The following is a 14,316-nucleotide window of genomic DNA, read 5'->3' as shown; positions in this document are numbered from 1 at the left end:
GGCTGAGTCGGCTACTCCCCACCGTTACCGGCCAGCGCCTCCTGCGTGTCCGCGCCATACTCAAAACTGTCGAAATACAAGTTTTGCACTGGTAGCCCGTGTGCGACAAATGCTGCTTCGGCTGCTTGGATCATCGCCGGTGGTCCACATAGATACACATCGTATGCACTGAGATCAGGATACTCACGCAGTACCGCATCGTGCACCCACCCGGTTTCACCCTGCCAATGGGTATCCTCCGGGCCTGAGGCCGAGAGTACAGGCGTGTACCGCATCGAAGGATTCGACTCCAACCAAGCCTTCACCTGATCGTCCCGATATAAATCCGCCGCTGTGCGCACTCCCCAGAATAGATGAGCGGATCTCTTATCGGCATTTGCGAACATATGCTCGACGATAGCCTGGATGGGTGCAAAGCCGCTTCCGCCGGCAACCAGGATGATCGGACGGTCATTGTCTTCCCGCAAAAAGAACGCACCCAACGGGCCTTCTATACGTAACAATGCCTTCGGCGCCAAATTCTCAAACACTTGTGTCGTGAATGCACCGCCAGGGACATGGCGGATGTGTAATTCGAGAAAATCGTTGCGGTGCGGGGGGTTGGCGAGTGAAAAGCTGCGCCTACGACCGTCCTTGAGCAGGATGTCGATGTACTGACCAGGCAGAAACAGCAATTGTTCGGTGGTCGGCAGCTTGAGGCGCATCTCCATCACGTCATGATTGAGCCTGTCCAATCCGACGACACGAACGGGTAGGGTTTTCACCACGAGGTCGCGAGCCGCGCCGATCTCGCGCACTTCCAACTCCAAATCGCTCAGCGGCACCGCTTGACAGCACAGCACCTTGCCGGCGTCGATATCGTGTTGGCTCAAGCCGGGCGGTTTCTTCGGACCGTAATCCACTTCGCCGGTGAGCAGACGCCCCATACAACTGCGGCAGGCGCCATTTCGACAGCCATACGGAAAGGCGAAACCTTCGCGCAATGCCGCTTCCAGGATGCGTTCGTCATCGTCTACTTCGAAACTGTGCCCGCTTGGGCGCAGGGTCACGGTGAAACTCATATCTAGCCCATCCGCTTTTAATCAAGCGCTGTATTATGTGGCATTGTTCCCGCGGATATCACCACGTGCTCAATACGTTGATTCTCGGCGGCGGGTACCTGGGCAAGCGCGTCGCAAGGCGGCTCTCGCTTACGGATACCGATTCCATCGCGCTGACAGCTAGGCCGAACGGTACATTGCCTGCTTTACTCGCAGAAAGTTTGCCGGCCTTTGCGCTTGACCTCGATGCCCTGGATCCGCCGCAGCTAGTGCCGCCTTGGCGAGATTATGGCTTGCTCTATCTCGTTCCACCGCCCCGGGATGGCAATACCGATGCGCGCTTGTCGCGCGCGCTTGCGATGCTGGAGCACCAGCCGCCTCGCCACATCGTTTATGCAGGAACGAGCGGGGTGTATGGGGATTGCGGCGGCCGCTGGATCGATGAAACTGCGCCGCTACGTCCTGACAGTGACCGCGCACTGCGTCGGGTCGATGCCGAGGCGCAACTGTCGATCTGGTGCAAAAGCCACGACTGCAGTCTCATACTACTTCGCATCGGGGGGATTTACGGGCCTGATCGCTTGCCATTGCAGCGTCTACGTCATGGTAGGCCGATCGTTGACTTGGCTGAAGCGCCTTGGAGCAACCGGATTCACGTCGATGATCTGGTTTCCGTTTGCATCGAAGCTCTGCGTCGTCCAGGAGAAGACCACGTGTTCAACGTCGCGGACGGCAACCCCAGCAGCACCAGTCGATTCCTGCTGGAATTGGCACAAGCATATCAACTTTCTTCACCCCTCTTCGTAAGCCTGCGTGAAGCCATCCAGAGGGCTTCACCGGAGGGTCGAATTTACCTAAGCGAATCGCGTCGTCTGTGCAACCGCCTACTGCTGTCCTCGTTGCACTTACATTTGCAGTACCCCACGCTTGCCGATGCATTGGCACGCGATCCTCAAATCATGCCGCCATTTCTTCATACGCCACCGTGACCTACCTCAAGCTCACCGCCATGGCCATCTTGTGGGGCGGCACTTTCGTTTCCGGTAGATTGCTGGCCGGTCACGTTGAACCGTTAGCGGCTGCATTTCTGCGATTCTCGATCGCCTCCGTATGTCTCCTGGTACTTGCCTATTTTTTCGAAGGTGGCCTTCCTCGTCTCACCGCACGCCAGTTCGCCGGCGTGATCTTGCTGGGCACCACCGGGGTATTTCTCTACAACATCTTTTTCTTTCGCGCACTGGAATCGCTGCCCGCGGCGCGTGCGGCCGCAGTGATCGCGATGAATCCGACCTTGATCGCAGTCTTCTCCTGGTTATTGCTGCATGAAGCGCTTGGGCGTATCCGGATTCTAGGCATACTGCTTTCGCTGTTCGGCGCATTGATCGTCATTGCACACGGCGATCCAGCCGCTTTGGCGAGCGGTTTTCCAGCTGGATTCTTGGACATCCTCGCTTGTCTGTTCAGCTGGGTCGCTTACTCACTAATCGGTCGGCAACTGATGTCTGGGCTTTCACCCATGGCCTCAGTCACTTATTCCTCAATTGTCGGTTGTCTTATGCTGTCTGTACCCGCTTTGTACAACGGGCTCCTAGAACATATCCACGCCTATACCGCAGTAGATTGGGCCAATCTGACTTATTTGGGCGCCGCCGCTACAGCACTTGGGTTGGTTTGGTACTACCAGGGGATTAAGCGCGTCGGCGCGATGCGCGCCAGCATCTTTATTAACATTGTCCCCGTCAGTGCACTCATTACAGCGCATATCGCTCTCGGTGAGCGTATCGACGGCTCACTTCTGCTTGGTGGAAGCATGGTCGTTTTAGGGGTTTACTTGACGAATCTAGGCCTTAATTTCCCGATTCGCATACTGCGCGCCCGCATCAATACAGGAACAGACTTTTCAGAAAGTGCTGACTAGGTAGAAGCCATACTTGATACGCCCGGCAAGATCCTGCCTGAAGTCTTGTCCGACAATAGACATTGGGGGTTCGTTGGCTGCGCCAAGGTAGAAACCCAGACGGGCCGGAGCGCTGGCCATAATCGACGCGGCTGCTTTACGGACCTGCACTTCGGCAGCATTCCAATATTGTTGAACCGTTTCGAGATTAGGCTGGGTTTTTCCAACCAAGGTCCACGTTAGACAATTATTTTCAGGCTGATCCAACTGTGTATTAGCTATTGCCAATGCCGGAAATGATACCACTACCCCCACCGCTAGCGAACCTATGGCATTGTGCAGTTTCATAGTTGAATCCCTCTCGACCTAGCTTATAGGTTCGAGTCTTCGGCACTGCCATGCAGCATGGACACCACCCGTAATAGTAGTCATCGCATGAATCGCACCGAGACCTTGTCTCGGTTGCGGCAACCGGCTGTCATGGCCTTACGGCTTTAGACCCTTGGCTTTGCGCCATCGTCTTTCGACGATTTTGCCCTTATCTCAAGTATGGATGTTATGCGAATCTTGCAGGTTTAGGCAAGACTTTAGACAAATGGCATAGAACAGCAGACAGAAGGTAATCCTAACATTGTACGATAAGAAGCACGCCAGCCACCAATGCCAATGCACTCATTAAGACCTCTCGGTACTCAAAACGAATGTGTATAAGAGCACTTAACCCGACCAATACAAGCCAAATGCCAGTTAGACTCAATCCAAGACGGCGCATATCCATTTCCTTCTTATCTTAATTGCTCGACTAGCCTAACTTTAATGAAAGTAGGTACCTAAATGTTCAGGTTATCCCACAGCTCGTCTATGCGCCGTTTTACATTCAGATCCATACTTATCGGACGACCCCACTCGCGATCCGTTTCACCTCTCCATTTATTCGTCGCGTCCAAACCCATTTTCGATCCTAAACCAGATACCGGTGATGCAAAATCGAGATAATCGATGGGTGTATTGTCGACTATCACCGTGTCCCTAATAGGATCCATACGTGTTGTTATCGCCCAAATAACATCTCGCCAGTCACGCGTATTGACGTCATCATCGACAACAATTACGAACTTTGTATACATAAATTGGCGTAAATAGCTCCACACTCCCATCATCACGCGCTTTGCATGTCCTGGATACTGCTTACGCATACTAACTACAGCCATACGATAGGAGCAGCCTTCTGGTGGAAGATAAAAATCGACAATTTCCGGAAACTGCTTCTGCAATAAGGGAACGAAAACCTCATTCAGTGCCAAACCGAGTACTGCTGGCTCATCCGGTGGCCTACCTGTATAGGTACTGTGGTAAATCGGATTTCGCCGCTGAGTGATGCGGTCAACGGTGAAAACCGGGAATCGATCGACCTCATTGTAATAGCCTGTGTGATCGCCAAACGGACCCTCGTCCGCCTCGTCACCTGGCACGATATGACCTTCAAGCACGATTTCGGCAGATGCCGGCACGCTGAGGTCGGAACCAAGGCAGCGCACGAGTTCCGTACGGCTCCCGCGCAACAGTCCCGCAAAAGCATACTCTGACAGCGTATCCGGAACGGGTGTCACAGCAGCTAGAATTGTGGCTGGATCGGCACCTAGTGTGACAGCAACGGGGAAATTCTCCCCAGGCCAGTTGCGCAACCAGTCTCGGTAGTCGAGAGCGCCGCCTCGGTGCGACAACCAGCGCATGATCACTCGATTCCGCCCAATGACCTGTTGGCGGTAAATACCCAGATTCTGCCTTTCCTTGTCAGGTCCCTTGGTCGTTACCAAACCCCAGGTTATCAAAGGACCGGCGTCGCCTGGCCAGCATGTCTGGACGGGCAGTGTGCCAAGATCTACATCTTCGCCTTCCTGCACCAATTCCTGGCATGGGCCAGAGGAAACCTGTTTTGGCGCCATATCCAAAATTTTCTTGAATATTGGCAGACTTCTCCAGGCTTCCTTCAAGCCTTTCGGTGGATCAGGCTCCTTGAGAAATGCCAGCAATTTCCCTATTTCACGCAATGCCTCAACGGAAGTCTCGCCCATGCCCATTGCGACTCTGCGCGGCGTACCGAAAAGATTTCCCAGTACCGGAATCGTCGAACCTTTTGGTTTTTCGAACAGGAGCGCCGGCCCTTCCATGCGCAAGGTACGGTCGCAAATCTCCGTCATCTCAAGCTTTGGATCTATCTCGGTTTGTATTCTGCGAAGTTCTCCGCTTGCTTCGAGTATCGCAATGAAATCTCGCAAATCCTTATATTTCATAATCTTGCCCTAGGAACTCTGCGTGAAATCGGCGAGATCGAATTCGCAAATTACTGGGGCATGATCAGATGGCCTTTCCCAAGTTCTAGGTTCGCGGTCCACCCATGAGCCGGTACAACTCGTAGCCAACTGATCGCTTGCAAGAAGCAGATCAATCCGTAGTCCTATGTTTCTTCTGAACGCAGCCGCGCGGTAATCCCACCATGAAAACGATTGCGGTTTCTGTTCAAACAAGCGGAAAGTATCCTTAAAGCCAAGTTCCTTGATCCCATCAAGTGCGGCACGCTCAGGACTTGAACAAAGTATTTGATCTTTCCAGGCTTCAGGATCGTGGACATCGGCATCATCAGGCGCAATGTTAAAGTCACCCATGATCATATACTTCGGATACTTCTTCATGTCGGCTTCTATGAATGCCGTCACACGCTCGAGCCAGTCCAGCTTGTAGTCGTATTTATCTGTACCAACAGCCTGACCGTTTACCACATATAGATTGAGTATCCGAATACCAGCTATTTCAGCGGCAATTATTCTACGCTGAGGATCTTCCATATTAGGTATATCGGTCAGGACCTTCCGCAGTTCGTGGCCCTGCTTGGCCAGCAGGGCAACTCCGTTATACGTCTTTTGTCCTGAATAGACCGCTTCGTACCCTTGGTCAACGAACGCCCGGTATGGAAATTTTTCGTCCTGCAGTTTGGTTTCCTGCAGACCTACAATATCCGGTTTCTCGGAATCCAGCCATTGCAGGACATGGGGTAATCTCACATTGAGCGAATTGACGTTCCAGCTCGCTACTTTGAGCACCATCAGGCAGCTATCCCGGTATGCTTCAGCAAGGCATCTATTTTCGGCTCGCGTCCCCTAAACTCAACAAAGGATTCCATTGCGGGGCGAGACCCACCCATTTCTAGAATACTCCGCAGAAATGCAATGCCGATAAACTTGTTGAACAAGCCTTCCTCTTCAAAGCGGGAAAATGCATCTGCAGATAATACCTCGGCCCATTTGTAACTGTAGTAGCCTGCAGCATATCCACCGCCGAATATATGTGCAAAACCATTCTGGAAGCGATTGAATGTGGGCGGGAAAACAACGGCAATTTCCCGTCTGACTTCATCAATGATCGTTTGTATAGCAGCGGCATTCGGTGGTGGGACAGTCATGTGTAATCGCATATCGAACATGGCAAATTCGACTTGACGCAACATCTGCATTCCAGCTTGAAAATCCCGTGTCGCCAGCAAACCGTTACGCAGGTGATCAGGTAACTTTTCACCTGTAGCGTAATGTCCGGATATTTTTTCCAGAACCTCGCTTTGCCAACACCAGTTCTCCATAAACTGACTTGGCAGTTCTACGGCATCCCACTCTACGCCACGAATTCCGGAAATCTGTGAATATGGCACCTGAGTCAGCATATGATGCAAACCATGGCCAAATTCATGGAACAGCGTAACGACCTCATCGTGCGTCAATAAACCGGGTTGCCCATCCACTGGCGGTGCAGAATTGCAAGTGAGATAGGCGACAGCATGCTGATAACGTGCTCCACTTTTTCGATGACTTCTGCATTCGTCCATCCAAGCACCGCCACGCTTATGCTCGCGGGCATATAGATCGACGTAGAACTGGGCAAGCAATTTACCGTCAAGGCTTTTGACGTCGTAGACTTTCACATCCGAGTGCCATCTTTCTATCTCGACTGCCGCCGGTTTTATCTCTACGTCAAACAGGTTCCCAACCAGTTCAAACAGCCCACCAATTACTTGCTCGACGGGGAAATACGCCTTTATTTGCTCTTCGTTAAAGCTATATTTTTTCTCCCTCAGCTTTTGTGTGGCGTACGCAATATCCCAGGATTCGAGACACTCCATGCCAAATTCTTCTTGGGCGAATGCCTGAAGTTCGAAGAACTCCTTTTCTGCCGTGATACGTGACTTATCAGCCAGGCTCTGTAGAAAATCGAGCACGGTTTTGGGCGACTCGGCCATTTTTGTTGCAAGCGATTCCTGAGCGAAATTCTCGAATCCCAGTAATTTCGCAAGCTTGGTTCTTAAATCGAGGATTTCGCACATGATTGGCGTGTTGTCCCAACGCCCCGAATTCGGTCCGTGATCAGAGGCACGCGTTACATAGGCAGTGTAGATCTGCCGACGAAGATCACGATCGTCGCAATAGCTTATGATCGCGTCATAAGAAGGGAAATCCAGTGAAATACGGTAGCCATCCTTGCCATGATTCGACGCCGATTCCCTGAACATCGCGATTGCAGAATCCGGCACACCTCCGAGACGCTCCGTGCTTTCAAGGATGATGCTCCAGCCATCGGTTGCATCGAGAACGTTTTCTTCGAATTTTGCCTGCAACTCGGCAAGACGCCGCTGCAAGCTGGAAAATTGTTCCTTATCCGCAGGCGCTAGATCGACGCCTGACAGTTTGAAATCACGAATGGTGTCTTTGATCAGTTTTATTTGCGCCGAATCTAGCTGCAGGTGCGTGGCATTTTCACTGAGTTGAACCCATAGATCATACAGTGCTCGATTATGACCAAGCTCGGTATGGTATTCGGATACAAGCGGCAGGCAGGCATTGTAGGCCTTCCGCAACTCAGGATTGTTGGCAACCGCATTCAGATGCCTGACAGGGGACCAGATCCTTTCCAACTTGTCGTCCATATCTGCAGACAATTCGGCGACATTTTCCCAGTCTGCCGGTGCTGGATCGGCAAGACGCCTCGCTAGACGCTCACGGTTGTCCAGAAGCACCGCCTTGATTGCCGGCAGGATATGTTTCACCTCGATCCGGGCAAACGGAGGAAGATCCGAACTCTCAAGCAACGCGTTAGTCGTCAATTTATAACCTATTGAATTATCTAGATATCTATATTTTCGGCTTTCAGGGCATTGGCCTCGATAAAGTCTCGACGAGGTTCAACCTGGTCGCCCATCAGCGTCGTGAATACCTCGTCCGCGGCAATGGCGTCCTCGATACGTACCTGGAGGAGCCGACGCGACTCAGGGTTCATCGTGGTCTCCCAAAGCTGATCCGCGTTCATTTCACCAAGCCCCTTGTAGCGCTGAATCGACACCCCGCGTTTGCCTTCATCCTCAAGCCAGTTCATCACTTCCGCGAAGTGCCCCACCGATTGCTGACGTTCGCCGCGTTTCACATAGGCACCTTCTTCAAGCAACCCATCGATTCGTTCAGCTAATTCGTTCAACATCGCGAATTCAGCCGACTGGAAAAATCCGAGCGGTATTTCCTTGGTACTGTCGAGGCCATGCTGAGTTCGCACAACACGAATCGAGGACTGTTCGGCATCGACTTCGATACGCACGCTTGCAGCCTCGAGCTTGGCATTCGCGTAATTTGTGAGTGATTGCAGCCAATCGTTCAGAGCGCCCGCGTCACTGCTACTGCTAGCCGCACGCAAAGGGTGGAACATCATTTCAGCAGTAATTTCAGCAGGATAGCGTCTAGATAGCCGGCGTACTGTAGCCAGACATGCCTGGTATCGCTTTGCAAGATCAGCCAATGCATCCTCGCTCAAAGAGGGAGCTTGTGCATTGATGTGCAATTGCGCACCGTTGAGTGCGTTTTGCAGCAGGTAGGCCGTCATCTCCGCATCGTCTTTGACGTACTGTTCCTGCTTTCCTCGTTTAATCTTGTACAGTGGCGGCTGCGCAATATAAATATGCCCGCGCTCAACCAGTTCATGCATCTGCCTGTAAAAGAAGGTCAACAGCAACGTGCGGATGTGTGAGCCGTCGACATCGGCATCGGTCATGATGATGATTCGATGGTAGCGAAGCTTGTCGGGGTTGAATTCATCCCTCCCGATCCCGCAGCCCAATGCCGTGATCAGGGTACCGACCTCAGCAGATCCAAGCATTTTGTCGAAGCGTGCTTTTTCCACATTGAGAATCTTACCCTTCAACGGAAGGATCGCTTGCGTTCTACGGTCACGTCCCTGTTTCGCGGAACCACCCGCAGAATCGCCCTCCACGAGAAACAACTCTGACAGCGCCGGATCTCTTTCCTGGCAATCGGCCAGTTTTCCTGGAAGTCCGGCAATGTCGAGCGCGCCTTTTCGCCTCGTCATTTCCCTTGCGCGCCTTGCCGCCTCCCTGGCACGCGCCGCATCGACAATCTTGGCAATTATCGCTTTGGCTTCCCCCGGATTTTCCAGCAGAAAGCTTTGTAAGCGCTCGGCCATTTCGGATTCGACGATGGGCTTGACCTCGGAAGACACCAATTTTTCCTTGGTCTGCGATGAGAATTTGGGGTCGGGCACCTTGACTGACAGGACGGCGGTCAGACCTTCACGAGCGTCATCTCCGCTCATCGAAATCTTCTGCTTCTTGGCGATACCTTCCGACTCGAGATACTGATTGAGCGTACGCGTCATCGCGGCGCGGAAGCCCGCCAGGTGTGTACCACCGTCTTTCTGAGGGATGTTATTCGTGTAGCAAAAGATCGTTTCCTGGTAGCTATTGTTCCACTGCAAAGCGACCTCGACCCCCAATCCATCCCTTTCGGCGCTAAAGTACAGGACGGTGGGATGCAGGGGTTCCTTATTTCGATTCAGATGTGCGACAAATGCCTGAATGCCTCCCTCATACTCAAATACATCCAACTTATCGCTACGCTCATCGCTCAACTCGATACGTACACCAGAGTTCAGAAATGACAGCTCCCTGAGTCTTTTGGCCAATATCTCGTAGTGGTACTCGGTGTCGCTGAATATTTCAGTACTCGGCTTGAAATGCACTACCGTACCGGTTCTGTCGGAAGGTTCGCTCTTGGTAAGAGGCGTTACTGGCTCTCCCATTCGATATGTCTGACGGTAGGAATAACCATCCCTGTATACCATCAACTCCAACCACTCAGATAGCGCGTTGACCACCGATACGCCAACGCCGTGCAAACCGCCTGAGACCTTATAGGAGTTGTCGTCGAATTTTCCGCCAGCATGCAGCACTGTCATGATCACCTCTGCTGCTGGTCTACCTTCTTCAGGATGAATATCAACAGGTATACCGCGCCCATCGTCTTCCACGCGAACTGAGTTATCAGATTTGATCGCGATCTGAATGGCGTGGCAGTAACCGGCGAGCGCTTCGTCTATGGCATTGTCTACAACCTCGAACACCATGTGATGCAGACCAGTCCCGTCGTCTGTATCTCCGATGTACATACCTGGGCGTTTTCGCACCGCATCCAAGCCACGCAGTACCTTGATATTCGATGAGTCGTAAGTTTTTTCCGTTCCAGACATAGTGCACCTCGAATCAATCGCATCATTATACCAGTTCGCTCAACACCCCATGTTCCACGTGAAACATCTTGCGCCCAGCAAACTCGAATGCATCGAAACAATCGCTTTCTAGCGCGGTTATGAAAGTTTGCGATTGTCGATGTGATAGAACATCAGCCACTGAGCGAAGCGAATTCACATCGAGCTCAGACGAGACATCATCTATAAGCAAGCAGCATGACTGTGCAGCGGTATCTTCGAACACAGATACTTGAGCGAGTATCAATGCATAGGTCACTCGTTTAATGTGGCCTCTAGAAAATGACTGTGAGAGAAGTAGGTTGTCGACAAGAATTTTCAGCTCTGCACGGTGTGCGCCAACCAGTGCGGACCCGATACGCAGTGAGCGTTCTCGTTGTCTTGCCAAAGCTTCATCCAAGGCCATATCAGCTGGCCAACCTTGATCATAGTCAATGTGGGAATGATCGAAATCAGGCCAGAGTTCGGCGACCGTGGGTAGTTTTTGAGAAAGCGTGTCGATGTATCGTTGGCGAGATTCAGCCAACTGAAAGCCATTGCTTGAAAGCTGAGCCTCAAGACTCTCTAGTACACGGGTAGGCGAGTTCTGTCGTAGTGCAGAGTTGTACTGGCTTAATGAACGGCGGTATTGGAGCCACGCGGGGTAAAACGCGCTATCAGAATAAAAACAGCCCCAATCAACGTAAGCGCGTCGATAGCCAGGCCCACCGGTAATGAGTAGGTGACTATCCGGCTGAATCACCTGAACTGGGAGCAGCTTCGCTAACTGAGCAATTCCGTTAGCATCATCACCATCGATGCGAAAGCGATTTCTTCGTCCGCTACGCTGATAGGCAACGAGCATGTTACGTTCGTTGGGTGACTTTTGTACCCGTCCACGCACCCAACAAGATGACCCATTGCTACACACAATTGAATCAAGTTGAGTGGTCCGAAATGAGCGTCCTCTCGATAGCAGGTAGATAGCTTCCAGTACGCTTGTCTTGCCTGCAGCATTCCGCCCGACAATGAGGTTGACTCCACCTCCAGGCAGAAAGGTCTGTTCCCTAAGGTTGCGTAAGCAGGAAAACGATATTTCGGTCAGCACACCCGGCTATGTTCTGTCAGAGCCGCATCGGCATAACCACGTAGAGAGCACTAGGTTCGCTAGGGTCAGTCAAGAGGACACTACTGCTCGAATCCTTGAAGCGTAGCTGCATCGAATCACCCGATGTTGTATTGATCACATCCATCAAGTACGTGAGATTAAAACCTATGTCCAGCGTCTCGCCAGTGTATTCGACTGGGAGTTCAACTTGCGCTTCTTCCTGTTCAGGGTTGTGAGCCTCGATATGCAGCAATCCAGATTCTAAGCCGACACGAACGCCACGGTATTTTTCATTAGAGAGTATTGAGACTCGCTGAAGGGCCTGTCGCAGGCTGTCACGAGTGATAGTCAGCACCTTTTCACCATCAAGTGGAATAACGCGCTTGTAATCCGGAAAACGTCCATCAATCAGCTTCGATGTAAAGCGAAGATCGTCGAACTCAAATCTGATCGCTTGCGTACCAAGATAAATTTCAACGGTACTATCCAGTTCGTCGAGCGTACGAACCAATTCCATGATGGCCTTGCGGGGAACGATCACAGAATACTCGCCAGTACCGACACCAGCTTCAAGCTTGGCCTGTGCCAGGCGGTGTCCGTCTGTTGCAACGGCAGTTACCTGTGAGGCATTGGCTTCAAGCAATAAACCATTGAGGTAGTACCGGACATCCTGCTGAGCCATGGCAAACGATGTATGAACCAAAAGACCTTTTAGTTGAGCCTGGCTAAGGGAAAACTGCGCCTGTGGGACAAACTCCTCTAAATTAGGGTATTCCTCGGCAGGTAAGGTAACCAACGAGAAACGGCTCCCGCCAGAACGGAGAGTGGCTCGACCCTCAACGATCTCGACAGTAATTTCCGCGTCATCAGGTAGCGCCCGACAGATATCGAAGAACTTTCGAGCAGGTATAGTCGCAGAACCATTCTCACCGGATATCAGATAGCAATGGCTGACCAACTCAATCTCAAGGTCGGTAGCCGTCATCTGCATGCGGTTGTTCTCAACTTGAAGCAGTAAATTTCCCAGTATTGCCATGGTTTGGCGGCGCTCTACCGCACCGATGACGCGTTGAAGGGGTTTGATTAATTCCGCTCGAGTGATCGAAAAACGCATGGCTCGTACTTCCAGGTCTGAGTTGCCAATAAATAGGTTTTAAGATTTAAAACTTATAGTAATAGGGACGGTAGTCAATTGGGGATATAATCATCAAGTTATTGATATACATGATATTAGTCAGATGTTAAGACACCTAATAACCCGTGTGTGGGTATCCTCCAAGCCTGTGGATAAGCTGTTTGCTGATAATGCGTTGGATACCGGTGCAATGCATTTATACAGTTTATCCACATGCACTTCAGCCCTAGCTAGTGAGTAGTCGAACCAGATTCATGTAGTCTTCTTCCATGCGAGCGTCACTACTGCGTAGTTCCTTGATTTTTCTACAGGCGTGCAAAACTGTTGTGTGATCCCTGCCGCCGAATGCGTCGCCGATCTCAGGAAGACTGTGGCTTGTGAATTCCTTTGACAAGGCCATTGCAAGCTGGCGAGGCCTAGTAATTGATCGGCTGCGACGTGTCGACAGCAGGTCAGCAACGCGGATGTTGTAATATTGGGCGACGATCTTCTGGATGTTGTCCAGTGTTACCAGTTTGTCCTGTAAGGCTAGCAGATCGCGCAGTGCTTCCTTGGTGAAATCAAGCGTGACTTCACGACCACTGAATTGGGCACTCGCGATAATACGGCGCAAGGCACCTTCGAGTTCTCGTACGTTGGAACGGATGCGTTTGGCGACGAAGAATGCCACTTCGTTACTTAAGTTAATGCCAGCTGCAGCCGCCTTGCGTTGTAGAATAGCTACTCTCGTTTCAAGTTCCGGTGGATCGATAGCGACGGTTAGTCCCCAGCCGAAGCGTGACTTTAGTCGTTCCTCCAGTCCCTCAACTTCCTTAGGGTAGCGGTCGCAGCTCAGGATGATCTGCTGCTGGCCTTCGAGCAGGGCGTTGAAGGTATGGAAGAATTCTTCCTGAGACCTTTCCTTGTTTGCGAAGAACTGGATGTCATCGATAAGCAATGCGTCGACCGATCTGTAGTAGCGTTTGAAATCGGCGATTGCATTATGCTGCAGCGCTTTGATCATGTCCCCAACAAAGCGCTCGGAATGCAGGTAAACGACACGTGCATTCGCGCGATGCTTGAGTATGGCGTTACCGATGGCATACATCAGATGTGTCTTGCCGAGACCAACACCGCCATAGATGAACAACGGGTTGTAGGCGCGTCCAACGTTTTCCGCGACCTGGAAGGACGCAGCACGTGCCAACTGATTGGATTTACCTTCGACAAAGTTGTCGAAGGTAAAGCTGGCGTTGATGCTATGTCTTGGGGTCTCACGGCGTCCTACTTCGGACTCCCTAGTTTTGTGCGTTGCGGTAACACGTGGTTTTGGCGTGGCGCTGCCGACTTCGATAAGTACGGGGAGATCATGTCGCCGGCTTAGCTCCGAAACGATCTCTGTGATCCGACCCAGGAAATGCTCATGTACCCAGTCCAGCACGAAGCGGTTAGGCGCCAGCAGACGAAGGGAATGTTCCGACTCATCCGCATGTAGCGGCCTTAGCCAGGTATTGATCTGTTGTTCTGACAGCTCGTTCTGGAGCTGGGCAATACAGGATTGCCAGAGTGGACTGCCGGTCAACAC

General features: G+C 51.8%; 11 protein-coding genes and 1 riboswitch. Of the genes, 2 read left to right on the top strand and 9 right to left on the bottom strand.

Features of this window, described 5'->3' with window-relative positions; genetic code table 11:
- Positions 1-11: 11 nt before the first annotated feature.
- Positions 12-1,061 carry a CDP-6-deoxy-delta-3,4-glucoseen reductase gene (locus BJI67_RS00055; RefSeq protein WP_070071266.1) on the bottom strand — a complete coding sequence of 350 codons (1,050 nt, stop codon included), beginning with the start codon at positions 1,059-1,061 and terminating at the stop codon, positions 12-14.
- A gap of 65 nt (positions 1,062-1,126) precedes the next feature.
- Between BJI67_RS00055 and BJI67_RS00050 the strand changes: the two genes are divergently transcribed.
- Positions 1,127-2,029 carry an NAD-dependent epimerase/dehydratase family protein gene (locus tag BJI67_RS00050; protein ID WP_197513183.1) on the top strand — a complete coding sequence of 301 codons (903 nt, stop codon included), beginning with the start codon at positions 1,127-1,129 and terminating at the stop codon, positions 2,027-2,029.
- Positions 2,026-2,958: a DMT family transporter gene (locus BJI67_RS00045; protein WP_197513181.1), complete on the top strand. Its 933-nt coding sequence runs from the start codon at positions 2,026-2,028 to the stop codon at positions 2,956-2,958. The genes BJI67_RS00050 and BJI67_RS00045 overlap by 4 nt, the downstream gene beginning before the upstream one ends.
- On the opposite strand, the gene BJI67_RS00040 is transcribed toward BJI67_RS00045, so the two are convergent.
- The 8 genes from BJI67_RS00040 to dnaA form a co-directional block, all read right to left on the bottom strand.
- Positions 2,941-3,285: a hypothetical protein gene (locus BJI67_RS00040; RefSeq protein WP_070071264.1), complete on the bottom strand. Its 345-nt coding sequence runs from the start codon at positions 3,283-3,285 to the stop codon at positions 2,941-2,943. The two genes, BJI67_RS00045 and BJI67_RS00040, sit on opposite strands and share 18 nt — an antisense overlap.
- A 115-nt stretch (positions 3,286-3,400) precedes the next feature.
- Positions 3,401-3,484, bottom strand: a riboswitch (cyclic di-GMP riboswitch).
- A 283-nt stretch (positions 3,485-3,767) separates the two neighbouring features.
- Complete coding sequence (gene ubiD, locus BJI67_RS00035) at positions 3,768-5,231, bottom strand: 4-hydroxy-3-polyprenylbenzoate decarboxylase (protein WP_070071263.1); 1,464 nt, start codon at positions 5,229-5,231, stop codon at positions 3,768-3,770.
- A 9-nt stretch (positions 5,232-5,240) separates the two neighbouring features.
- The gene (gene xth / locus BJI67_RS00030; RefSeq protein ID WP_070071262.1) at positions 5,241-6,041 is read right to left on the bottom strand and encodes an exodeoxyribonuclease III; all 801 of its coding nucleotides are present in this window, start codon (positions 6,039-6,041) and stop codon (positions 5,241-5,243) included.
- The gene (locus tag BJI67_RS00025) at positions 6,041-8,086 is read right to left on the bottom strand and encodes a M3 family metallopeptidase (RefSeq protein WP_070071261.1); all 2,046 of its coding nucleotides are present in this window, start codon (positions 8,084-8,086) and stop codon (positions 6,041-6,043) included. The genes xth and BJI67_RS00025 overlap by 1 nt, the downstream gene beginning before the upstream one ends.
- A 20-nt stretch (positions 8,087-8,106) precedes the next feature.
- On the bottom strand, positions 8,107-10,512 hold the full coding sequence (gyrB, locus tag BJI67_RS00020) for a DNA topoisomerase (ATP-hydrolyzing) subunit B (RefSeq protein WP_070071260.1): 2,406 nt from the start codon (positions 10,510-10,512) through the stop codon (positions 8,107-8,109).
- A gap of 25 nt (positions 10,513-10,537) precedes the next feature.
- Positions 10,538-11,617, bottom strand: coding sequence for a DNA replication/repair protein RecF (gene recF / locus BJI67_RS16510; protein WP_083250489.1), 1,080 nt, complete (start codon positions 11,615-11,617; stop codon positions 10,538-10,540).
- A gap of 16 nt (positions 11,618-11,633) precedes the next feature.
- Positions 11,634-12,731: a DNA polymerase III subunit beta gene (gene dnaN / locus BJI67_RS00010; protein WP_070071258.1), complete on the bottom strand. Its 1,098-nt coding sequence runs from the start codon at positions 12,729-12,731 to the stop codon at positions 11,634-11,636.
- Positions 12,732-12,978: 247 nt separating this feature from the next.
- On the bottom strand, positions 12,979-14,313 hold the full coding sequence (gene dnaA, locus BJI67_RS00005; RefSeq protein WP_070074214.1) for a chromosomal replication initiator protein DnaA: 1,335 nt from the start codon (positions 14,311-14,313) through the stop codon (positions 12,979-12,981).
- Positions 14,314-14,316: the final 3 nt, after the last annotated feature.

It is taken from the genome of Acidihalobacter aeolianus, assembly GCF_001753165.1.
Taxonomy (GTDB): domain Bacteria; phylum Pseudomonadota; class Gammaproteobacteria; order DSM-5130; family Acidihalobacteraceae; genus Acidihalobacter; species Acidihalobacter aeolianus.
Note: the sequence above shows the minus strand (reverse complement) of the source record. Positions and strands in the feature narration are given on the sequence as shown.

Coding starts and splice junctions, on each gene's coding strand:
- BJI67_RS00055 (WP_070071266.1), bottom strand. CDS start 1,061: ATGAGTTTCACCGTGACCCTGCGCCCAAGCGGGCACAGTTTCGAAGTA.
- BJI67_RS00040 (WP_070071264.1), bottom strand. CDS start 3,285: ATGAAACTGCACAATGCCATAGGTTCGCTAGCGGTGGGGGTAGTGGTA.
- ubiD (WP_070071263.1), bottom strand. CDS start 5,231: ATGAAATATAAGGATTTGCGAGATTTCATTGCGATACTCGAAGCAAGC.
- xth (WP_070071262.1), bottom strand. CDS start 6,041: ATGGTGCTCAAAGTAGCGAGCTGGAACGTCAATTCGCTCAATGTGAGA.
- gyrB (WP_070071260.1), bottom strand. CDS start 10,512: ATGTCTGGAACGGAAAAAACTTACGACTCATCGAATATCAAGGTACTG.
- dnaN (WP_070071258.1), bottom strand. CDS start 12,731: ATGCGTTTTTCGATCACTCGAGCGGAATTAATCAAACCCCTTCAACGC.